General features: G+C 57.2%; 19 protein-coding genes and 1 riboswitch. Of the genes, 6 read left to right on the top strand and 13 right to left on the bottom strand.

Annotated elements, in window-relative coordinates; all coding sequences use genetic code 11:
• Positions 1-5 precede the first annotated feature (5 nt).
• Entirely contained in the window at positions 6-617 is a 612-nt protein-coding gene (gene cobO / locus U5A05_RS06265) for a cob(I)yrinic acid a,c-diamide adenosyltransferase (protein ID WP_016779866.1), read from the bottom strand.
• A 76-nt stretch (positions 618-693) separates the two neighbouring features.
• Positions 694-936: riboswitch (cobalamin riboswitch) on the bottom strand.
• Positions 937-1,064: 128 nt separating this feature from the next.
• Here cobO and U5A05_RS06260 point away from each other — a divergent pair.
• A complete protein-coding gene (locus U5A05_RS06260; RefSeq protein ID WP_261741278.1) occupies positions 1,065-2,372 on the top strand; it encodes a PQQ-dependent sugar dehydrogenase in 1,308 nt (435 codons plus the stop codon).
• Positions 2,373-2,480: 108 nt separating this feature from the next.
• On the opposite strand, the gene U5A05_RS06255 is transcribed toward U5A05_RS06260, so the two are convergent.
• From U5A05_RS06255 to hda, 3 genes are all read right to left on the bottom strand, one after another.
• Positions 2,481-3,020: a C40 family peptidase gene (locus tag U5A05_RS06255; protein WP_261741277.1), complete on the bottom strand. Its 540-nt coding sequence runs from the start codon at positions 3,018-3,020 to the stop codon at positions 2,481-2,483.
• 145 nt (positions 3,021-3,165) lie between these two features.
• Positions 3,166-3,792 (bottom strand): C40 family peptidase, encoded by a 627-nt coding sequence (locus tag U5A05_RS06250; protein ID WP_261741276.1) that lies wholly within the window; start codon positions 3,790-3,792, stop codon positions 3,166-3,168.
• 224 nt (positions 3,793-4,016) lie between these two features.
• Positions 4,017-4,721 carry a DnaA regulatory inactivator Hda gene (gene hda, locus U5A05_RS06245; RefSeq protein ID WP_261741275.1) on the bottom strand — a complete coding sequence of 235 codons (705 nt, stop codon included), beginning with the start codon at positions 4,719-4,721 and terminating at the stop codon, positions 4,017-4,019.
• 359 nt (positions 4,722-5,080) lie between these two features.
• On the opposite strand from hda, the gene U5A05_RS06240 reads away from it, so the two are divergent.
• The gene (locus U5A05_RS06240) at positions 5,081-7,843 is read left to right on the top strand and encodes a polysaccharide lyase family 8 super-sandwich domain-containing protein (RefSeq protein WP_321835950.1); all 2,763 of its coding nucleotides are present in this window, start codon (positions 5,081-5,083) and stop codon (positions 7,841-7,843) included.
• 101 nt (positions 7,844-7,944) lie between these two features.
• Here the strand turns inward: U5A05_RS06240 and U5A05_RS06235 are convergent, their stop codons facing one another.
• Positions 7,945-9,018 (bottom strand): AI-2E family transporter, encoded by a 1,074-nt coding sequence (locus tag U5A05_RS06235; RefSeq protein WP_261741273.1) that lies wholly within the window; start codon positions 9,016-9,018, stop codon positions 7,945-7,947.
• A gap of 35 nt (positions 9,019-9,053) precedes the next feature.
• Positions 9,054-10,088 (bottom strand): DUF2066 domain-containing protein, encoded by a 1,035-nt coding sequence (locus U5A05_RS06230; protein WP_261741272.1) that lies wholly within the window; start codon positions 10,086-10,088, stop codon positions 9,054-9,056.
• Between the two features lie 383 nt (positions 10,089-10,471).
• Here U5A05_RS06230 and purM point away from each other — a divergent pair, with 383 nt between their 5' ends.
• The 4 genes from purM (at position 10,472) to U5A05_RS06210 (ending at position 13,355) form a co-directional block, all read left to right on the top strand.
• A complete protein-coding gene (purM, locus tag U5A05_RS06225; RefSeq protein ID WP_321835949.1) occupies positions 10,472-11,530 on the top strand; it encodes a phosphoribosylformylglycinamidine cyclo-ligase in 1,059 nt (352 codons plus the stop codon).
• Positions 11,530-12,180, top strand: coding sequence for a phosphoribosylglycinamide formyltransferase (gene purN / locus U5A05_RS06220; protein WP_261741271.1), 651 nt, complete (start codon positions 11,530-11,532; stop codon positions 12,178-12,180). The genes purM and purN overlap by 1 nt, the downstream gene beginning before the upstream one ends.
• An 8-nt stretch (positions 12,181-12,188) precedes the next feature.
• Positions 12,189-12,902: a DUF3108 domain-containing protein gene (locus U5A05_RS06215; protein ID WP_261741270.1), complete on the top strand. Its 714-nt coding sequence runs from the start codon at positions 12,189-12,191 to the stop codon at positions 12,900-12,902.
• 270 nt (positions 12,903-13,172) lie between these two features.
• Complete coding sequence (locus U5A05_RS06210; RefSeq protein WP_261741269.1) at positions 13,173-13,355, top strand: hypothetical protein; 183 nt, start codon at positions 13,173-13,175, stop codon at positions 13,353-13,355.
• A gap of 141 nt (positions 13,356-13,496) precedes the next feature.
• On the opposite strand, the gene U5A05_RS06205 is transcribed toward U5A05_RS06210, so the two are convergent.
• From U5A05_RS06205 to U5A05_RS06175, 7 genes are all read right to left on the bottom strand, one after another.
• On the bottom strand, positions 13,497-14,042 hold the full coding sequence (locus U5A05_RS06205) for a DUF2058 domain-containing protein (RefSeq protein ID WP_019827734.1): 546 nt from the start codon (positions 14,040-14,042) through the stop codon (positions 13,497-13,499).
• A 22-nt stretch (positions 14,043-14,064) separates the two neighbouring features.
• A complete protein-coding gene (mazG, locus tag U5A05_RS06200; RefSeq protein WP_261741268.1) occupies positions 14,065-14,898 on the bottom strand; it encodes a nucleoside triphosphate pyrophosphohydrolase in 834 nt (277 codons plus the stop codon).
• A 129-nt stretch (positions 14,899-15,027) separates the two neighbouring features.
• Positions 15,028-17,280 carry a GTP diphosphokinase gene (gene relA / locus U5A05_RS06195; protein WP_261741267.1) on the bottom strand — a complete coding sequence of 751 codons (2,253 nt, stop codon included), beginning with the start codon at positions 17,278-17,280 and terminating at the stop codon, positions 15,028-15,030.
• A 119-nt stretch (positions 17,281-17,399) separates the two neighbouring features.
• Positions 17,400-18,752 (bottom strand): 23S rRNA (uracil(1939)-C(5))-methyltransferase RlmD, encoded by a 1,353-nt coding sequence (gene rlmD / locus U5A05_RS06190; RefSeq protein WP_321835948.1) that lies wholly within the window; start codon positions 18,750-18,752, stop codon positions 17,400-17,402.
• Positions 18,752-19,654 carry a cysteine synthase CysM gene (gene cysM, locus U5A05_RS06185; protein WP_261741265.1) on the bottom strand — a complete coding sequence of 301 codons (903 nt, stop codon included), beginning with the start codon at positions 19,652-19,654 and terminating at the stop codon, positions 18,752-18,754. Before cysM ends, rlmD begins: the two co-directional genes overlap by 1 nt.
• Positions 19,655-19,870: 216 nt before the next feature.
• A complete protein-coding gene (locus tag U5A05_RS06180) occupies positions 19,871-21,232 on the bottom strand; it encodes a sensor histidine kinase (protein ID WP_261741264.1) in 1,362 nt (453 codons plus the stop codon).
• Positions 21,222-21,950 (bottom strand): response regulator transcription factor, encoded by a 729-nt coding sequence (locus U5A05_RS06175; protein WP_261741263.1) that lies wholly within the window; start codon positions 21,948-21,950, stop codon positions 21,222-21,224. Before U5A05_RS06175 ends, U5A05_RS06180 begins: the two co-directional genes overlap by 11 nt.
• Positions 21,951-22,021: the final 71 nt, after the last annotated feature.

Genomic DNA, 22,021 nt, shown 5'->3' with positions numbered 1-22,021 from the left:
AACACTCACAATTCGATGCCTTTCTGGGCTTTGATCCCGGCCTGGAAGGCGTGTTTCACCACACCCATTTCGGTCACGGTATCGGCCAGATCAATCAGTTCAGGTTTGGCGCCGCGCCCGGTGACCAGCACATGCTGCATCGGCGGACGGGCTTGCAGGTCGGCGAGTACCTGCTCAAGGTCGAGGTAGCCGTGCTTGAGCGCGATATTCAGCTCATCCAGCACCACCAGCCCGATGGACGGGTCACGCAGCATCTCGCGGGACACTTCCCACGCGGCTTCAGCGGCGGCGATATCACGCTGACGATCCTGGGTTTCCCAGGTAAAGCCTTCGCCCATGACGTGATAACGCACCTGCTCGGGGAAGCGGCGGAAGAAGATCTCTTCGCCGGTGCTGTTGCGACCCTTGATGAACTGCACCACACCGCACTGCATGCCGTGGCCCATGGCCCGGGCCAACATGCCAAAAGCGGAACTGCTTTTACCTTTGCCGTTGCCGGTCAATACCAGCAGCAGCCCGCACTCATTGGGCGAGCTGGCAATGCGCTCGTCCATAACGGCTTTTTTGCGCAGCATGCGCGCCTGATGACGTTCGTCGCGTTCGGGGGATTCGTTCATGGCAGCTCTCCGTTGGGGCTCAATGATGCAAACGGGAGGCGGGGGACAATAAACAACACACCATCGCCCGCCGCGAGGATGCTGGATGGATCAGGCCGGTCTCCGGGCTCACAAGCGGTTCCATCCCGAAGGACAACCCCTGACCACGCGCCTTCCCGTGCGAAAACACAGTGGCACTCAGCGTGGTTTTGACTCATTTACCGTTGCGGGGGCAGCGCCGGGATCATGGCGGTTGTGTGGGTCAAACACGCCCTCACCGGCTTCCCTGTTTCACTCTATCGATCCGGGACCATAGAGCACCTGAAACAAGCCGCGAAGGTTAGAGGGTTGGGGGTGGAGCGTCAATTAAAGGTGGCACCAAAACGCTTTATACAAGGCTCTGACCTGAACCTTTAAGCGGCTACGCTTCTCTATGACTTACAAGACCAAAACCTCATGGAGATACACATGTTCAAGCGCCAGCACGCTATTGTCATCGTACTTGCGACGGGGTTGGCTGCCTGCGGCGAGAATTCGACCCTGCAAGTGAGTGATGGCACGGGACCTACGCCGAAACTGCCCGAACCGAACAAGACACTCATCCCGACCGTCAATATCGCCCCGGCGATCGGCTGGCCTGACGGTGCCACGCCAATTGCCGCCCAAGGCCTGCAAGTAACAGCCTTTGCCGAAAACCTTGACCACCCGCGCTGGCTCTACGTATTACCCAACGGCGACGTACTGGTGGCAGAAACCAATTCACCGCCCAAACCGGATGACAGCAAGGGCATCAAGGGCTGGATCGCGGACAAGGTGATGGCCCGCGCCGGGGCCGGAGTGCCAAGCGCGAATCGGATTACCTTGTTGCGCGATGCTGACCACGACGGCGTAGCCGAAACCCGTACGGTTTTTATCGAGAATCTGAACTCGCCCTTTGGCATGACGCTGGTGGGCAATGATCTGTATGTCGCCGACGCCGACAAGCTGTTGCGCTTCCCTTATCAGGCAGGCGAAAACAGCATCAGCGCCCCACCCACCAAAGTCGTCGACCTGCCGGGCGGGCCGTTGAATCACCACTGGACCAAAAACGTCATCGCCAGCCCCGACGGCTCCAAGCTGTATGTCAGTGTCGGCTCCAACAGCAACGTCGGCGAGAACGGCATGGATAAGGAGCAAGGTCGCGCCGCAATCTGGGAAGTTGATCGCGCCACCGGCAATCACCGGATTTTCGCTTCAGGCCTGCGCAACCCCAACGGGATGGACTGGGAGCCCAAAACCGGAAAACTCTGGACTGCCGTCAACGAACGCGACGAAATCGGCAGCGACCTGGTGCCCGACTACATCACCTCAGTCAAGGACGGCGGCTTCTATGGCTGGCCCTACAGCTATTACGGCCAGCATGCGGATGTACGGGTCAACCCGCAAAACCCGGAACTGGTGGCCAAGGCCATTGCCCCGGACTACGCAGTGGGCCCGCACACCGCGTCTCTGGGCCTGAGCTTTGCCGCAGGAAGCAAACTCCCCGACTTTACTGAAGGCGCTTTTATAGGCCAGCACGGCTCCTGGAACCGCAAGCCGCACAGTGGCTACAAGGTGATTTTTGTGCCCTTCGCGGACGGCAAGCCCACAGGCATGCCGATCGATGTGTTGACCGGTTTTCTCAACGCAGACGAAAAGGCCATGGGCCGGCCGGTGGGCGTGGTCATCGACAAGCAAGGGGATTTGTTGGTGGCCGATGATGTCGGCAACAAGATCTGGCGGGTGTCAGGCAAGTAAAAGCCTGGCTGTAGCCGCTGACGAGGAACGAGGCTGTGATGGGCTGCCTAGCAGCCCCATATCCTGAAGGCCCTTCGGACCTTATCAGCGGCTACAGCAGGTTTGCGGTTACGGCAAACGCGCCAGATGCTGCTCGTTCGGCAGGACCCGCTTGGCGTTCAGATAGGCTTTTTGCCAGTAGGCTTTGTTGAGGCTGTCCAGCTTGACCGTACCGCCCGTGGCCGGCGCGTGTACAAAGCGGCCTTCGCCGACGTAGATCCCGGCGTGGCTGACCTGGGAGCCACCATTGGTGGCAAAGAACAGCAGGTCGCCGGTTTGCAGCTTGTCCTGACCAATATTCTGCGCCTGCATCACGATCATCTCGCGGGTGGTGCGCGGCAGCGAAATACCCGCTGCGTCGTTGTACACGTACTTGATCAGGCCGCTGCAATCAAAACCCGAATCCGGGGTATTGCCGCCCCAGCGATAAGGCGTGCCAACCAGCCCCAAAGCGCGAAACAGCACGTCTGCGGCAATCGGTGAGGTTTCTTCAGGGTGGCTGATAAATACAAGCGGCTTTTGCGCAACGGGAGGCGGTGCCGTGCGGTTCGCGCAGGCACTGAGCAGTGCTGCTAGAGTCAAAAGTGCAACGCGGGCCATGATCGACATAAACAGAATGTTCCTGATTCTGGATACGGCAACTCTGGCCGCGAAACCCGAAGCCGCGACAGGGGGCACCTTCGCGGCTTCAGGAATTTAACAATGCGACTGAATTCTAGCGCTTAGCAACAGAACTTCAAGTAAGACATTAACTTTACTTGCGAGCTACTACGCTCGAAGGTGCCATCGCGAGTGCGCGCTTGGCCTCAATAAAGGTCTTGCTCCAGTAGCTGTCACCCAGGTTATCAATCCGTACACCACCGCTGCGGCGGCTGCTGGAGTGGATAAACTGGTCATCGCCCAGGTAAATCCCGGCATGGCTTACACGACCACGACCATTGGTGCTGAAGAACAGCAAATCACCTGGTTTCAGATTGTTTCGTGCGACCAACGGTGCATTTACGTTGATCATTTCACGCGTTGAGCGCGGCAATTGCATGCCCGCCTCTTCTTTGAACAGATAACCGATGAAGCCGCTGCAATCGAAGCCTGCCTCAGAGGTGCCGCCAAAACGGTAACGCGTACCGATCAAGGCCATGCCACGCTCAAGGATGCTGTCAGCCAAAGCTGGCAGTTCGTAAGGCTTGCTGTTGGCGGAGAAGTCAGCCAGTTCTTTTTCGGTTGCCAGCTCTTCCTGATAAATAGCGGAAGATTGCGATACCGAGGATGACTTATGAGCCTGACGTTCGACGACTTGTTGCGACACAGGAGTGTGAGCAGCACAGCCAAACAACAGGGTAACGAGTGCTAGGGGCACGAGGGGTGCGAAGCGCTTTAGCATGGGCACGACCGTGGCTTGTAGGAAAAGTAGCCGCGACTATGCCTTCTATGATCCTCATTTGCAAATTCAATCGATCTAAATGTGACTCAAGGGTTTTCTCGATGCATCTAAGGCTTTACACCTCTGACAATCGACTTTGCGCGCGCAACCATTCTGCGACGCAGGCTTTGTGCCGCCTAAAAATTGCCGGAAAGGTCTGCAGGCTACGGTTTTAAAGGCGCGAGCTACCAGCCCAGGGTTTCTTTCAAGAACGGTATGGTCAGCTTGCGCTGCGCTTGCAAAGACGCCTGATCGAGACGTTCGAGCAAATCGAACAGCGCACTCATGCTGCGGGTGCCGCGCGTGAGAATAAAGTGCCCAACCTCGTCGGTCAGGTGCAAGCCACGACGCGATGCGCGCAACTGCAAGGCACGCAGCTTGTCTTCATCGGACAAGGGGCGCATCTGAAAGACCAGTGCAAGGGTCAGGCGGGACTTGAGGTCCGCCAGCTTGATTGGCAATTCACGGGGCGAGGTGGAGGCAGCAATCAGCAGGCGACGCCCGCTGTCACGCAAACGGTTGAACAGGTGAAACAGCGCTTCTTCCCAGTCAGCACGACCGGCCACTGCCTGAAGATCATCCAGACAGACCAGTTCGTATTGCTCAAGGTTATCGAGGATCTCAATGCCGCGATCCAGCAACTCGGCCAGTGGCAGGTACACCGCCGGCTCACCCATCTGTTCAAAGCGCAGGCAGGCGGCCTGTAGCAAGTGCGTACGCCCGACGCCATGCTTGCCCCACAGATAGATCAGGCTTTCTGTCCAGCCGGCGTCGGCTTCGCACAGACGCTCGACATAGCCGAGTGCAGCGGCATTGGCGCCTGGATAGTAATTTATGAAGGTTGCGTCATCACGCAGACGCACACCTAGGGGCAGCTGAATCGGTTTCATGCTGACTGAACAGTTCAAACGAACCGTTAGTGGCCTCTGTGTAAGGTTTGAAAAGTTTATACCCGTCTCGCCGGGCACACAATGTAACAGACCACGAGCAAAATCAAAGGTTTGCATTATCTCTTTGAGCCACAACGAGTTTATTGATTGCGAGCTGGCACTGATACCCCCCAGCTTCGAAAACCTTCCCCACCCCTCCTCCTCGCCCGGCTTGACGCCCGAAACGAGCGCTTTCGCCTACGCATCGCTGCAGGACCTATCAATTCTGGCAGTAACCGACCGAGAAAAATCACAGATAAAGTTAAAACCACACACTGCCGAAAAAACCAATCACGCACTCCGTACCAGCCGAGGCCCCCATGAATAATGAACTGGAAATGTGGATCGAGATGAATGGCGCATCCATCATTTCAGATCGGGACACACTAAAAGGTGAGTCGCTCTATGCCTGCGCCATAAATAATCATAACGGTCAGGTGTTAAGCCTGGTCCACTACCAGCCTTCGGATGCGCAAATGGGTCACTATAGGTGGCCAAAATTTTTCTCGGACACGATTAACCAAGCCTCAGACTCAATCCGTGCAGGCAAAAAAATCGGCGAGACATTCAAAACTCATGACAGCGGCTATCCCAATAAGCTCTGGCATTCGAATCTGTGTGACATACGCGTATTTACGACGGCCTGTCATTTGGATAACTGGATAACCGCCGGATCGATTGAATCAGCAGCCAACTTGCTGCCAGACTCCTCCATCATCATCAAAGTGAAAGACAGTTCGACCGGGCACATACTTGAGACGTTGACCTTTCATCCAACGAAGAGTGAATCCACCCAATATAACTGGCCATTCTTTCTCAGTCATTTCATCAATACCAACAGTGTCTTCCTGCGCGCAGGAGAAAAAAACCTGGAAACAAGGCTCATAACCCCCCTGTTTAGCAGTTATGAAAATACGCTCTGGCTGCCTGCTCACAGTGCATTGACTGTCACTCTTGAGCATGCCCTCGCAGAGCAAGTCAAAACCAGCGCAAATACGGTTCATGGCGACCTGATTTACAAACTGCGATCCACCCCACCCGGCCAATCAGAAATTGACCACTGGATTTCCATGTTTAACAGCGGCCGTTTCTCGGATATCAAATACCCCTCGGGGAAAAAAATTAACCCTGCACCTCTTTACACTCACTTACAAAGGGCGCAAAGCATTGCCAACTATATTGCCCGAAATCAAGCTTCTGCCCCCGAGCGGTATATTGAATGCGCCGTCGATGCCTTGAATTTTTACAGCCAGCAAAATTATGACCCTGCCAACTGGTGGGATCTCAATATCGGACTGGGAAAAAGAGCTTCGATTGCAGCTCTCCTATTGTCCACCGTCGTTCGCAACAACAAGCTGAACATGTTCTTCGACTACATCAGGCAGGTGACGAACGCCGAGGCACCCGAAACCGGCGCCAACCTTGCCGACTATTGCTTTATCCAACTGATATGGAGCTTGGCCGCATGGAAAACATCTGCGGACAGCGCAGAGCTTGGAAACACTTATGCGGCCTACCAGGTGCTCTCCTCACTTTGTTTTCCGGTCCATCGTCACGGTAAAGAAGAAGGAGAGGGAATCAGTGTCGACTACTCCTACAGCCAGCACAATCCAGAGTCTGGTAAGTACTCGCAACTGTATGGCGCTTCTTACGGACAGGAATTGCTTTCCAGAATATTTCAAAGTATCTCAGTCTCAAATGGGATCTTCTCCTTTACCCGGGAAGCCGTGACGTCGATCGAAGAGTTCCTTGTTCAGGGAATGGCCTGGATGGGGTATGCCAAAGTGTATGACTTTCATGCCTGCGGCCGGGCCCTGAGCCGAAACACACCGACAAACTCATCGCTGGCAGGTTGGGCCCAGCAACTTATCAACCAAGGGGCAAAGCACCCTGAAGTTTTGCTGGAACTCATCAGCCGTGCCAATGGAAACGAGGCAGACAATCAGTACTTCATCGGCAACAGGGTATTTTGGGTCAACGATTACATGTCCCACATAACCCCGAATTTTTGTCTGTTCGCTAAAATGATCTCGGACAGAAGCGTAGGTTCTGAAAGTGGAAACGGGGAAAACCTGAAGGGATATTACCTGGGAACGGGATCCTGTTTCGTTGTCAAGCACGGAGATGAGTATCGCAACATACAACCCGTCTGGGACTGGCAAAAAATCCCCGGCACCACGGTGGAGCAGGTTCCAGATTTCAAATTCCCACTCATTAACTGGGGAAACAGGGCATGGGGGAGCCATCCTTTTGCCGGCGGCGCCAGCAATGGGCATTGCGGAATCAACAGCATGAAACTGGCAAAAAATCAGATCGCCAACTCCCATAAAAGTGTCATTGCACTGAGCGAGGGCGCTGTTTTTCTGGGCTCTGCCATTAACACGATAACGACGACTCATCCGGTCACCACCACGGTCAACCAATGCCGCCTGAAAGGGGAAGTTACTGTAACGTTACATGATGGATCCCGCTCTAACCCATCCATTCCCTTTAAGATATCCTCCACTGATATCGCGCAAATCGAGCATGACGGGCTCTACTATCGATTCAGAAAAGAAGATGCTCAGGAAGTAACACTGCAACTGGCTGAGCAATCAGGTAGCTGGCGCTCGATCAATACATCAGGAAGTCTGAACATCCTGAAAGAGCCAGTATTTACCGTATGGATCAATCACTCCAAAGGTACACACGGAACGTACGCCTACGAATTAGGCAATATCGAGGTGCCCAGCAATGAGTGCCAGCGGATCTACAGTGATACTGTCCATATGGCATTGTTTTACTCACCCGCAAAAGCCATAGGTACTCTGTTCGACGCCAGCGTCAAACTCGATATCCCGCTCGGCAACGCACTGTCAGTCACACCGTTGGATGCTGTGTCCTTCATAATTGAGGAGCGCGAGGGCTATCTGCATTTCACTTGTGCTGATCCGAGCCAACAACTTGAAGAGGCTCGATTTATCATTACATTTCCTGCGCAAGGCACACTGGCTGATACCAGAGCGGAGCAGATCATCACTATTCCCTTGCCCTCTGATGACCTAGCTGGAAAAAGCGTTACGCATGCGTATCTCATCCCTTGAAAAACACACGAGTAACGCTCTTCCAAGACAACATGCAACCAGAGCACTTAATGGTCTACTACACGTTGGTCATCCAGTGCCCTGGGCTTTTATTGGCCAAGTTATAACTGAGGGTCTTCACTGCCTTTATAGACTTGGGAGTCTTTGTACAAATCCTGCACATGGCGCACCAGCACCATAATCACCGCCGCTAACGGCAATGCCAGCAGCACCCCGGTAAAACCGAACAGCTCACCCCCCGCCAGGATCGCAAAGATCACCGCCACCGGGTGCAGGCCAATTCGGTCGCCCACCAGCAGCGGCGTCAGCACCATACCCTCCAGTGCCTGGCCAACCATAAACACCACGACAATGCCGATCATGGGATACAAGTCGCCACCAAACTGGAACAACCCGGCTACCAGGGCAGCACCGATACCGATAATAAACCCCATGTAGGGCACGATGGCCGCCAGACCGGCCATCAAGCCGATCAACAGCCCTAACTCAAGCCCTACCAGCATCAAACCGGCGGAATAGATCACGCCCAACGCCAGCATCACCAGCAACTGGCCACGCACGAATGCGCCGAGCACGTCGTGACATTCTTTGGCCAGCGACACAATCTGGTCGGCCCGTGAACGCGGCAACAGGTCGCGAATCCTGGCCATCATGATGTTCCAGTCGCGCAGCAGGTAAAACGCCACCACCGGAATCAACACCAGATTTGCCAAAAGGCCGATCAACACCAAGCTGGAAGCCGTTGCCTGCGACAGGACGATACCGACGATGTCAGTGGCCTGCCCCATGTTCTCGGTGATTGCCGCCTTGATCTTGTCGAACTTCCAGAAACTGTCGCTCAGGCCGAGCTTGGCTTGCACCCACGGCATTGCCGTGTGCTGCAACCAGTCGAGAACCTGCGGCGCCAATTGGTAGAGCTTCAACAGTTGCTTGGCCAGCAGCGGTACCAACACCAGCAGCAATGTCATCAAAATGACAGTGAACAACGTGAAAACCGTGATCGTGCCCCAGGTTCTTGAAAGCCCGAGCCTTTCCAGCCGATCAACCACAGGGTCGAACATATAGGCCAGAACGATCGCGACCAGAAAAGGCGTAAGTATCGGGTGCAGGAAATACACAAACAGGACGAACCCCAGCGCCACACCCCACCACACCCACCGTCGCGAATCTGCCATGAGCTACCCCATCCTTATATAAAGAAGATCAAAACCTACCAGCGAAACCGCAGTTGCGCCGCTGGCGCTGGCGTCACACCGGGCGCTTGCCCTGCGTCAGCCCCGGAAGACACCTGACCGGCAGGCACTTCCTGCAACTGCGCCAACCCCAGCTGCGAACGCAATTGCTCAGTACTGCCGTTTACCAGATACACAATACGATCACCGTCGACACTCTTTAGTTGCGCGCCGAAGGGTTCCAGCAAATGCCCAAGCTGCGCATAGCGTTGCAGCGTCATGCCCTGAACTTCGAGCAACTGCTCGGAGGAAACCCCGGGCTTCACCGCATAACGCGGGGCCAGACGCTGACTCACTGCAAGCATCACGGCATCGGCCAGCGCAGCTTGATCGGAAGCCTGAGCGCTGCCTTGCTCCTGCTGATCACCGACCCACAGACGCCACTTGGCGCTCCACTGTCCGGCGTCATCATGCGCATGCACCGCCAGCAGCGCATCCGCGCCATAGCGCTCGGAAGCGTCCTTTAAAGGTGCAGGATTGCTGCCCTCAAGATTTTCTGCTGTACCCACCAGCTGTTCACTCAAATCTGCCAACGGCAGGCGCAACGGCAATCCGCGATGCTGCGCCGCTCGGCGCAATGGCTCTGCCGCTGATTGACCGTCACCGACCAGGCTCGAACCATCGACCGAGTCGTTCAACCACCAGCCGAGCAATGCCGGACGGTTACTGCCCCACAACGACAGACCGGCCTGGCGCAACGCACGATCAGTACTCACCGGGTCGAAGTCCACCTGCAGGCTTTCCGGCGGCCCCGCGTCATAGCCGTAGCGGCTGATGATTTGCTGCGGATCCTTGCGAATCGCCTCAAGCCCCGGGCTTTGAATCGCCTTGGCGTCCCCGGTAAGACGAAGCACCAGGGTTTCCAAGGCCTTTTGCGTGGCCTGGGTACGCTCATCCGGCGATTGACTGGTGACCGGCTCATGCACCTGATAAAGACCCGTCAGAATTTCGGCATGACTCGCCAGGCTAAAAAATGACAAACAGCCCACGGCTAAAAATTGACTAAAACGCATGAAAAATTCCCGATGACAAAAAGCAGCCTGGAAAGGACGCCATAAAAACACTCGAACACACTTCAGACACGGCCACAGCCGAATCATTCACGCTCATCTCGCAGTTTTCATGCGGTCATAAAAACTCAAAACCAATTAGCTATACCTTATACAGGCCCGCGCGCAGACCCAAGTACGACTAAAAAAGGTTTTTTTCGACAGATATAACCCTGCCTGTCGGCCCGAGGATGGCCGCTGCCCCTCAAGCCTGATAAAATCGCGCGCCTTCGCAGACCGCCAACAGCCGGACACCCTGCAATTGCTCTGTTGCAATCATTGAGCACTTGCAAGCCTGCCCGCTGAACTCGGTCGATACCCCCGAATCCCCCCTAAAGGCCTGGATTATGAGCAAGCAACCATCCCTGAGCTACAAAGACGCCGGTGTAGACATCGACGCCGGTGAAGCATTGGTCGAACGCATCAAGAGCGTGGCCAAGCGCACTGCACGCCCGGAAGTGATGGGCGGCCTCGGCGGTTTTGGCGCCCTCTGCGAAATCCCGGCTGGCTACAAGCAGCCTGTACTGGTTTCCGGCACTGACGGCGTTGGCACCAAGCTGCGCCTGGCACTGAACCTGAACAAACACGACAGCATCGGTATCGATCTGGTTGCCATGTGCGTTAACGACCTGATCGTATGCGGCGCAGAGCCTCTGTTCTTCCTCGACTACTACGCCACCGGCAAGCTCAACGTAGAAACCGCGACCCAAGTGGTTACCGGTATCGGCGCTGGCTGCGAACTGTCCGGTTGCTCGCTGGTAGGCGGCGAAACCGCTGAAATGCCAGGCATGTACGAAGGCGAAGACTACGACCTGGCCGGTTTCTGCGTCGGTGTTGTAGAAAAATCCGAAATCATCGACGGTTCCAAGGTTGCTGCCGGTGATGCTCTGCTCGCCCTGCCATCTTCGGGCCCGCACTCCAACGGTTACTCGCTGATCCGCAAAATCATCGAAGTGTCCGGTGCCGACATCGAAAACATCCAGCTCGACGGCAAGCCGCTGACCGACCTGCTGATGGCGCCGACCCGTATCTACGTCAAGCCGCTGCTCAAGCTGATCAAGGACACCGGCGTTGTTAAGGCCATGGCCCACATCACCGGTGGTGGCCTGCTCGACAACATCCCGCGCGTGCTGCCAAAAGGCGCTCAAGCAGTCGTTGACGTTGCCAGCTGGCAGCGCCCTGCAGTCTTTGACTGGCTGCAAGAGAAAGGCAACGTGGACGAAAACGAAATGCATCGCGTGCTGAACTGCGGCGTTGGCATGGTGATCTGCGTGGCTCAGGCTGACGTTGAAACCGCGCTGAACGTACTGCGCGAAGCAGGCGAGCAACCTTGGGTCATTGGCCAGATTGCAACGGCCGCCGAAGGCGCTCCACAAGTTGAGCTGCAAAACCTCAAGGCGCACTAATGCCTGATACCTGTGATGTAGTGGTGCTGCTTTCCGGCACCGGCAGCAACTTGCAGGCCTTGATCGACAGCGATGACGTCAAGGCCAGCCCGGCAACAATCCGCGCGGTAATCTCCAACCGCGCAGATGCCTACGGCCTGCAACGCGCCAAAGACGCGGGTATCGATACCCGCGTACTGGATCACAAAGCATTCGAGGGCCGCGAGGCCTTCGATGCTGCACTGATCAAGGTCATCGACGAATTCAATCCGAAACTGGTGGTTCTGGCCGGATTCATGCGCATTCTCAGCGCAGACTTCGTACGTCACTATCAGGGTCGCCTGCTCAACATCCACCCCTCGCTGCTGCCCAAATACAAAGGCTTGCACACGCATCAGCGGGCGCTGGAAGCGGGAGATCGCGAGCACGGCTGCAGCGTGCACTTTGTGACCGAGGAACTCGATGGCGGACCTCTGGTCGTACAGGCAGTGATACCGGTAGAGTCCGATGACTCGCCGCACAGTCTGGCGCAACGGGTTCACACCCAGGAACACCGGATTTATCCGCTTGCAGTGCGCTGGTTTGCCGAAGGTCGCTTGTCACTTGACGAGCAAGGCGCATTATTGGACGGTCAATTACTCGCGGCCAGCGGCCACTTGATACGAACCTAGGAGAACTTATGCGTCGTGCCCTGTTTCTCGCCCTTGGCCTGCTGGCGTTCCCAGCAGTCCAGGCGGCCGATCTTCAGCCTTTCAAGGCCAGCTATACCGCCGACTGGAAACAGTTGCCAATGAGCGGCTCCGCCGAGCGTAGCCTGACCAAAAGCGACAACGGTGTCTGGACCTTGAACTTCAAGGCTTCGATGCTGGTGGCCAGTCTGAACGAAGAAAGCACCCTCAAGATCGAGAAAAACACGCTGATCCCGCTGACCTACCACTTTGAACGTGGCGGTCTGGGCAAAGCGAAAAAGATCGACCTGGATTTCGACTGGGCGACCAAAATGGTCACTGGCACCGATCAGGGCGACGCAGTCAAAGTGCCGCTACTGACTGGCATGCTCGACAAATCCACCTACCAGCTGGCGCTGCAGCGTGATGTAGAGGCCGGTAAAAAGTCCATGAGCTACCAGGTGGTTGATGGTAACGACGTAGACACCTATGACTTTCGTGTGATCGGCCCTGAAGTGGTCGAAACCAAGGCGGGCAAGGTAGACGCTATCAAGGTTGAGCGCGTACGCGATCCGACGCAGAACAAGCGCATCACTGAAATGTGGTTCGCCAAGAACTGGGATTCGCTGCTGGTCAAACTGCGCCAGGTCGAAAAAGACGGCAAGGAATACAACATCATGCTGCTGGACGGCACGGTGAATGGCAAAACGGTCAAGGGCAACTAAGCGACAAGCCTTTAGCTGCAAGCTGTAAGACAAAACCTCGCTTCGGCGGGGTTTTTTTGGGCCTTAAAATAGCCCTAAAACATGAAACTTTTGTCATAAAACTATCGGCAAAATCCGTAAACACCCCGTCTTTCAAGGGCTGCAGAGTTTTGCGGTTTTTAACGACATGACAGCCCGACAATTAGCTATTTACTTAGGAAGCTAACAGATTCTATAAAGAAGTCCTGCGACGCCTTGCCGCAGGCCCTTATCAGAATTTGGAGCAAGCAGATGACTATCAAAGTAACTGAGCGCGACGATTCACGTATGTTTCACCAGCTGGTAGCCCACGGTGTACACCTGTGGGATGTACATCAAGAAGACGTACTGGTTGGTATGTTCCACCGCGAAAGCGACGCTCACAGCTACAAGGCTGAGCTGGAAAAGCTGGAAGCGCAGAAACACCAAGCCTGAACTACTGCAACTACAGTCTTGAAAAACACAAACCCCGCCGAAGCGGGGTTTGTTTTGTTATGCGCTAACGCAAAACTCTGTGGGAGCGAGCCTGCTCGCGAAAGCGTTCGCGAGCAGGCTCGCTCCCACGGGTTTTGAGTGTTACCACATCAAATCGTCAGGGATCTGATAAGCCGCGTACGGATCGTCTTCTTCCGGGGTTTTCGGCTCGACCAGGATGTTCAACTGCACGATCCGACGCGGATCGCGTTCCTGGATCTTCAGCGCCGCCTCACGCGGAATGACTTCGTAACCGCCCTGGTGCTGCACGATCGCCAGCGAGCCATTGGCCAGCTTGTTACGCATCAACGTGTTGACCGACAGGCGCTTGACCTTCTTGTCATCAACGAAGTTGTAGTAATCCTCGGTAGTCAGCTTGGGCAGGCGCGAGACTTCGATCAATTGCTTGATCTGGGCGGCGCGGGCCTTTTGCTCGACCTTTTCCTGTTGCTGACGGTTCAGCTCCTGGTCGCGCTTGACCTTCTCGGCCTTGGCTTCGGCAGCCAGACGCTGCTGAGTGTCGTCCAGTTCGATCTGGCCTTTATGGGCCAGACGCTGCTGCTTCTGCTTTTCTTTACCGGCCTGCTTGGCCTGCTTCTCGTTAACCAGTCCGGCTTTGAGCAACTGGTCGCGTAGGGAAATGCTCATCTACTTACTCACTTAGGCAAACTCAGCCGCAGCTGGGCAAATTCTTTTCCTGGCGCTTGGCTTCGCCCCACAGGGCGTCCAGGTCTTCAAGGGTGCAACTTTCAATGGGACGCAGGGTATCGCGCAATGCCTGCTCGATAAACCGGAAACGTCGATCAAATTTTGCATTGGCGCCACGCAAGGCGGTTTCAGGGTCCACTTTGAGGTGCCGGGCCAGGTTGACCACGGAAAACAGCAGGTCGCCAATTTCGTCATGGATGGCCGCCGAATCGTTATCGGCCATCGCTTCCAGCACTTCGTCCAGCTCCTCGCGGACCTTGTCCAGTACCGGCAACGCGGCTGGCCAGTCAAAGCCGACCTGGGCAGCACGTTTTTGCAACTTGGCCGCGCGGGACAAGGCAGGCAGCGCCGCCGGAACATCATCGAGCAACGACAACTGCTCGGGGGCGGCGGACTTTTCTGCGCGCTCCTCGGCCTTGATTTCATCCCAGCGCTGCTTTACCTGCTCTTCGCTCAGGCGTGGCACATCCAGCGGCGCATACAGATCGCCGGTGGGGAACACATGGGGATGACGGCGGATCAGCTTGCGGGTGATGCTATCGATGACCCCGGCGAATTCAAAACGGCCTTCTTCGCGGGCCAGTTGGCTGTAATACACCACCTGGAACAACAAATCGCCCAACTCACCCTGCAAATGCTCGAAATCGCCGCGTTCAATGGCGTCAGCGACCTCGTAGGCCTCTTCAAGGGTGTAAGGCACGATAGTGGCATACGTTTGTTTGATATCCCACGGGCAACCGTACTGCGGGTCACGCAGGCGGGCCATGAGGTGCAGCAGGTCGTCGAGGTTGTACATCAGTAATCCCTTTGGATAAAACCTGTAGCCGCTGCCGCAGGCAGCGATGGGTTGCGTAGCGACCCCCTCCATCGAATTGAGAGAGAAGATCCTTCGGCCCTTATCGCATCCTGCGGCAGCGGCTACAGATCAGCGTGCTTCGCTGCGCCCGATCCGGCGGGTTTCGATGATGTTTGGCAATTGCGAGATACGCCCCAGCAAACGCCCCAGCGCGTCCAGCCCCGGAATCTCGATGGTCAAGGTCATCAACGCGGTGTTGTTTTCCTTGTTCGAGCGGGTATTGACCGCCAGCACGTTGATCCGCTCGTTGAGCAGTACCTGCGACACATCTCGCAGCAGACCGGAACGGTCGTAGGCACGGATTTCAATATCGACCGGATACGTCGAGACCGGTATCGGCCCCCAGCTGACCTGAATCATCCGCTCCGGCTCACGGCCGCCCAGTTGCAGTACCGAGGCGCAGTCCTGACGGTGAATACTCACGCCACGGCCCTGGGTGATGTAACCGACAATTGCATCCCCCGGCAACGGTTGGCAGCAGCCAGCCATCTGGGTCAGCAGGTTGCCGACGCCTTCGATCTGGATGTCGCCGCGCTTGCCCGGCTTGTAGCCCGTGGCCTTGCGCGGGATCAGCTCCATCTGCTCGCTGCCGCGCTCCGGCTCGACCTGTTGCTGCGCCAGATTGATCAGTTGCGCCAGACGCAAATCACCGGCACCGAGCGCCGCATACATGTCCTCGGCGGTTCTCATGTTGGCTTTGTCGGCGAGCTTCTCGTAGTCCACCGCAGGCAGGCCCAAACGGCCCAGTTCGCGCTCGAGCATGGTTTTGCCGGCGGCGACGTTTTGGTCGCGAGCCTGCAACTTGAACCAGTGAACGATCTTCGCCCGTGCCCGCGAGGTGGTGATGTAGCCCAGGTTCGGGTTCAGCCAGTCGCGGCTAGGCGTGCCGTGCTTGCTGGTGATGATCTCGACCTGTTCACCGGTTTGCAGGCTGTAGTTGAGCGGCACAATGCGCCCGTTGATCTTGGCACCACGGCAGTTATGGCCAATTTCGGTGTGCACCCGGTACGCGAAGTCCAGCGGCGTCGCGCCCTTGGGCAGGTCAATGGCATGACCGTCCGGGGTAAAGATGTACACCCGATCAGGCTCGATATCGACCCGCAATTGATCGGCCAGGCCGCCGATATCACCCAGCTCTTCGTGCCATTCAAGCACTTGGCGCAACCAGGAGATTTTCTCTTCGTACTGGTTGGAACCGGCTTTGACGTCGGTGCCCTTGTAGCGCCAGTGCGCACAAACCCCCAGCTCGGCCTCTTCGTGCATGGCGTGGGTGCGAATCTGCACCTCCAGTACCTTGCCTTCAGGCCCGATCACAGCGGTGTGCAGCGAGCGGTAGCCGTTCTCCTTGGGGTTGGCGATGTAGTCGTCAAACTCCTTGGGGATGTGGCGCCACAAAGTATGGACAATGCCGAGCGCGGTGTAGCAGTCGCGCATTTCCGGCACCAGCACCCGTACCGCACGCACGTCATAGATCTGGCTGAAGGCCAGACCCTTGCGCTGCATTTTGCGCCAGATGGAATAGATGTGCTTGGCCCGGCCGCTGATATCCGCATCAACCCCGGTGGCCACCAGTTCGGTACGCAGCTGGTTCATCACTTCACTGATAAAGCGCTCGCGGTCAAGGCGGCGCTCATGGAGCAAGGTGGCAATCTGTTTGTACTGCTCGGGCTCGAGGTAGCGGAAGGACAAGTCCTCCAGCTCCCACTTGATATGACCAATGCCCAAGCGGTGCGCCAATGGCGCATAAATATCGAACACCTCACGGGCGACGCGGTTGCGCTTCTCGTCCGGGGCATTTTTGACGGCGCGAATCGCACAGGTACGCTCGGCCAGCTTGATCAGTGCAACCCGCACGTCATCAACCATCGCGACCAGCATCTTGCGCAGGTTTTCGACCTGGCCCTGAGTCCCCAGCACCATGGATTGTCGAGGGCTGAGGCTGGCGCTGATGGCGGCCATGCGCAATACGCCATCAATCAGTTTGGCCACCACGGGGCCGAAGCGCTGGCTGACGGCAGGCAACAGCACCTGCCCTTCGCGCACGCAACGATAGAGAATCGCGGCAACCAGAGAGTCCTGATCCAGTTTCAGATCGGCCAGGATCTCGGCGATTTCCAACCCGGTGCGAAAGCTTGATGTGCCCTCGGCCCACAGGTTTTTCGCGGCATTGGCTTGCTGCTCGGCCTCGCGTGCAAACTCGCACGCTTCTTTCAAGGCTTCACGGTCCAGCGCCACATCGACACTCACCGCATGATCGAGCCATGCCTCGAGGTTGAGACTGCCATCGGTGTTGATCGGCTGGTGTGCTCTGACCTGTACCATCTTGCTTACCTTCCCTACAGCGCACATCTAGTGCGCCGAAATCACAGGCCCTAATCCCAACCGCACGCTACAGGGCATAACTGCGCGGGTTGCGGGCCCGTCGAAATAGACAGACCGTCCTAGTCTGCTTCAAATAACGCCATCGCCTCGACATGCGCGGTTTGCGGAAACATATCGAGAATTCCGGCACGTTTTAACCGGTAACCCTGTTTCATCAACTCAACCGTGTCGCGCGCCAGCGTGGCCGGGTTGCACGACACATACACCAAACGTTTGGCCCCCAGGCCAGACAGCTTGCGCACCACTTCATAGGCGCCGTCGCGGGGCGGGTCGAGAAGCACGGCACAAAAACCCTCTTTGGCCCAGGCTGCATCTACCAGCGGCTGCGACAAGTCAGCCTGAAAAAACGCTGCATTATGCAGGTTGTTACTGACCGCGTTTTGCGCTGCGCGTTCGACCATGGTCGCAATACCTTCCACGGCCACCACTTCGCGCACCTGTTGCGCCAGTGGTAATGCGAAGTTACCCAGCCCACAGAACAAGTCAAGAATCCGTTCGTCAGCTTGTGGTGCAAGCCACTTAATTGCTTGAGCCACCATGGCTTCATTGACGCCAGCATTGACCTGAACAAAATCACCGGGACGATACGCCAGCCCCAGATCCCACTGCTCCAGTCGGTAGCCCAGGGTCTGAGTCAAATCGACCGGCTGTGGCTCGCCTTCGCCATGCAGCCACAGTTGGGCATCATGGGTACGGCAAAAATCCTGCAAGACCTTCATGTCGGCATCGGTGAGCGGTGCCATGTGCCGCAGCAAAACCGCAATCGCTGAACCGCTGAACAACTCCACATGGCCCAGGGCCTTGGGGTTACCCAGTTGCCGCAACATGGCGGGCAGCCCCGTCATGATAGGTTGCAAGGCCTGTACCAGGACCAAACAGTGATCAATCGCCACGATATCCTGGCTACCGGCGGCTCGGAAACCCACTTCAAGATGCTTGGCCCGCGCATCCCAACGCACTGCAATACGCGCCCGGCGGCGGTAACCAAACTCGGGGCCGGTCAGGGGCGGCGCCCACTCTTGAGGTTCGACACCCGCCACACGAGACAGCTGCTCGGCCAACATGCGCTGTTTCAGTGCAAGCTGCTCCTCATGGGGCAAATGCTGCACGCTGCAACCGCCACACTTGCCCGCATGGGCACAGGGAGCCACGCGCCGCATGTCGCTGGCCTTGAACACTCGCTCGGTTCGGGCTTCTACGATTTTGCCGTGAGCGCCCAATACCCGCGCTTCAACTTCTTCACCGGCCAGTGCCCCCGACACAAACCAGGTACGCCCTTCAATAAAGGCAATACCCCGGCCGTCGTTGGCCAAACGCTCGATGTTCAAACGCTGTTTTTTGCCCGCAGGCACTTGCGCAGCCTTGGTGCCGCCAGCAGGCTGGAAGCGCAGGCCTCTCTCTTGCTTGGCCATCAGTTGGGCGCATCGTAAATGCCGGTCGACAGATAACGGTCGCCACGGTCACAAATGATCGCGACCATCACCGCGTTTTCGACTTCCTGGTTAAGGCGCAGCATTGCTGCCACCGCCCCGCCCGAGGACACACCACAGAAGATGCCTTCTTCACGGGCCAGGCGCCGGGTGACGTCTTCGGCTTCGCGCTGGGCCATATCAACGATGCGGTCAACGCGGTCGGCTTGATAGATTTTCGGCAGGTACTCGGTCGGCCAGCGGCGGATACCCGGAATGGCAGCACCTTCCATCGGCTGCAAACCGACGATCTGCACGCCCGGGTTCTGCTCCTTGAGGTAGCGCGACACGCCCATGATGGTACCGGTGGTGCCCATCGAGCTGATGAAGTGGGTGATCGTACCGTTGGTCTGACGCCAGATTTCCGGACCGGTGCCGGTGTAGTGCGCCTCAGGGTTATCACCGTTGGCGAACTGATCGAGCACGATGCCCAGGCCTTCGGCCTGCATCTTGTCGGCCAGGTCGCGAGCGCCTTCCATGCCCTCTTCCTGACTGACCAGAATCAACTCGGCACCATAGGCAGTCATGGCTGCCTTGCGTTCGGCGCTGGAATTGTCAGGCATGATCAAGATCATCTTGTAGCCCTTGATCGCTGCAGCCATGGCCAGTGCAATCCCGGTATTGCCCGAGGTGGCTTCGATCAGGGTATCGCCGGCCTGGATCTGACCGCGCCCTTCAGCGCGAGCAATCATCGACAGAGCCGGGCGGTCCTTGACCGAGCCTGCAGGGTTATTCCCTTCGAGCTTGAGCAACAAGGTATTGGTGGTGTTTCCTGCCAGGCGCTGCAAGCGCACCAGAGGCGTGTTGCCGACGCAATCGGCGATAGTTGGGTACTGCAATGTCATGGCGTATTCGCAATCCAGACCGCGGGGCCGCACATCATACCGACAAACGCCGACAGCCCATATCACGCAAAGTACGAAGCTTATGGCTAAAAGCTATAAGGGCACCCTTAGCTCCCTTGTAGATACTCTGTAGCCGCTGCCGAAGGCTGCGATGGGTTGCGCAGCAGCCCCTGAAGCAGAAGGTCCTGCAGACCTTATCGCAGCCTACGGCAGCGGCTACAGAGGCAACTTTACCGGCAGCCGGATATGCACCCGCAACCCTGCCCCGTGGTTCTCGGCCCACAAACTTCCGCCCTGCAACCGCAACGCATTGCGCGCAATGCTCAAACCCAGGCCAAAGCCACCATCGCCAGGGCGTGAACCATCAAGGCGGGTAAAAGGCGCAAAAATCCGCTCCAGCTCTTCAGGCGCCACGCCACCACCCTGATCATCGAGCCATAGGTGCCACATGTCGCCTTCGCGCTGCCCGCCAAGACTGACAATACCCTCGGGCGGCGAATGCCGGATGGCATTGCGCAGGATGTTCTCCAGGGCCTGGGCCAGGCTATTAAGGTGCCCACGCACCCAGCATTGCTCATCGACAAGGCAGGGCAACCTCGATTGCGGCCAGCCGCTTTCGAAACGGGCATTTTCAGTCAACATCTCCCACAGCGCCTGTACCTGAATGTCCTCGACCGGCAACGGCCCGCGCTCGGCATCCAGCCAGGCCAATTGCAGGGTGTCTTCAACCAGCCGCTGCATGCCGTCAACTTCACGGCTCAAGCGCTCACGCAGGGCCTCGAGGTCTTGCTCGCTGTCACATGCCACCCGCAGTCGGCTCAAGGGCGTGCGCAGTTCATGGGACAGATCGCGGAGCAATTGCTGTTGCTGGCTCACGGTGCTTTGCAAGCGCTCGGACATTTGATCGAAGGCACGGGCCAGTTCGCCTAGCTCATCCTGACGGCTGGTGGTCTGGCTCGACAGCCGGGCCCCCAACTGATCGGCCCGCCAAGCGTTGGCCTGCTCGCGCAAATGGTTCAGCGGCACGATCAGTACGCGGTACAGGCCCACGCACAGCAGTAACGTCAGCAAGCCGGGAATCACGCCGTTTGTAACGATCCGCCAGAGTACTTGTGAACGCCCCGGCATAAAGCGCTGCGGCAATTCGATCACCAGGCTGCCCGCCGATGGATCCTTGGGAAATGGCACCTTGATCCACGGGCGGGCCGTCTTGATATGGCTGATGGGCCAGTCCAGACCGCGCAAAAATGTCAAACGCTCACTTTCACGATCATTCAGCGGGTAGCTGCTAAGCGATTGCAAATCCTGGCCAATCACTCCGACCCAGCCGGGTTCCTTGTGCCCCATCGCCTGTAGCCACTGATCGACCCCCGTTTGCTGGCCGGTCTCCCAGGCGCGTTCAGCCTCACCGGCATAGCGCACCAGCGTGCCGTGGGCCTGCTCGGATAAAAACCCGGTGCGTTTGTCCATGTAGCGGCCCCAGGACCAACTGAGCCAAATCATCAACAGACAGAAGACCACCAGCAAACATGCCAGCTTCCAGAACACCGATTTTTTGCCGGGCACCTTACAGGGCATCGCTGGCGCTCAAGACATAACCCTTGCCCCACACGGTGCGCACTTCACGCTGGTGGTAGCCGATGGTTTTGAGTTTTCGCCGGATCTGGCTGATATGCATGTCCAGGCTACGATCATGGGCTGCATAGCCGCGTTGCAGCACCTGCTGATAGAGAAACGCCTTGCTCAACACTTCGTCGGCATTACGTTGCAGGGTATCGAACAGGCGGTATTCGCTGCGGGTAAACCCGGCCCATTGCTCGCCACAGCGCACATCGCACGCATCTTCGTCGAACAGCAGCCCGCTGTCGGCCGGAGGTTGATCCTCCGGAACCCGGGCACCAGGCATGCGGTCCAGGGCCACGCGACGCAGGATGGCCTGGATGCGCACCCGCAGCTCAGCCATGCTGAACGGCTTGGGCAGGTAGTCATCGGCCCCCAGCTGAAAGCCGCTGATGCGGTCGGCCTCGGCGCCCAGCGCGGACATCAGGATCACCGGCAAGGCGTGGGTCTGGCGCAATTGCGTCAGCACCTGCAAGCCATTCATGCCGGGCAGCAGGATATCCATCAGCACCACATCAAAGTGCTCTTGGCGGGCACGGGTCAACCCCTCCTGGCCGTTCTGGCACCAGATTACGTCAAACCCGCTGCGCACCAACTGCTCTTGCAGATAGGCGCCCAAAATGGGGTCGTCTTCAATAGCCAGAAGGCGCGAGGGGCTAACAGCTACGGGATTCATTAGCGTCTGCAAGTAATTCTCAATCATTGATTATTCAAGATTGAGCCACTGCGGGCAACCGGCACGGACTT

The sequence above is a fragment of the Pseudomonas kulmbachensis genome, assembly GCF_963681935.1.
Classification (GTDB): domain Bacteria; phylum Pseudomonadota; class Gammaproteobacteria; order Pseudomonadales; family Pseudomonadaceae; genus Aquipseudomonas; species Aquipseudomonas kulmbachensis.
This window is presented reverse-complemented; position numbering and strand designations above follow the sequence as displayed.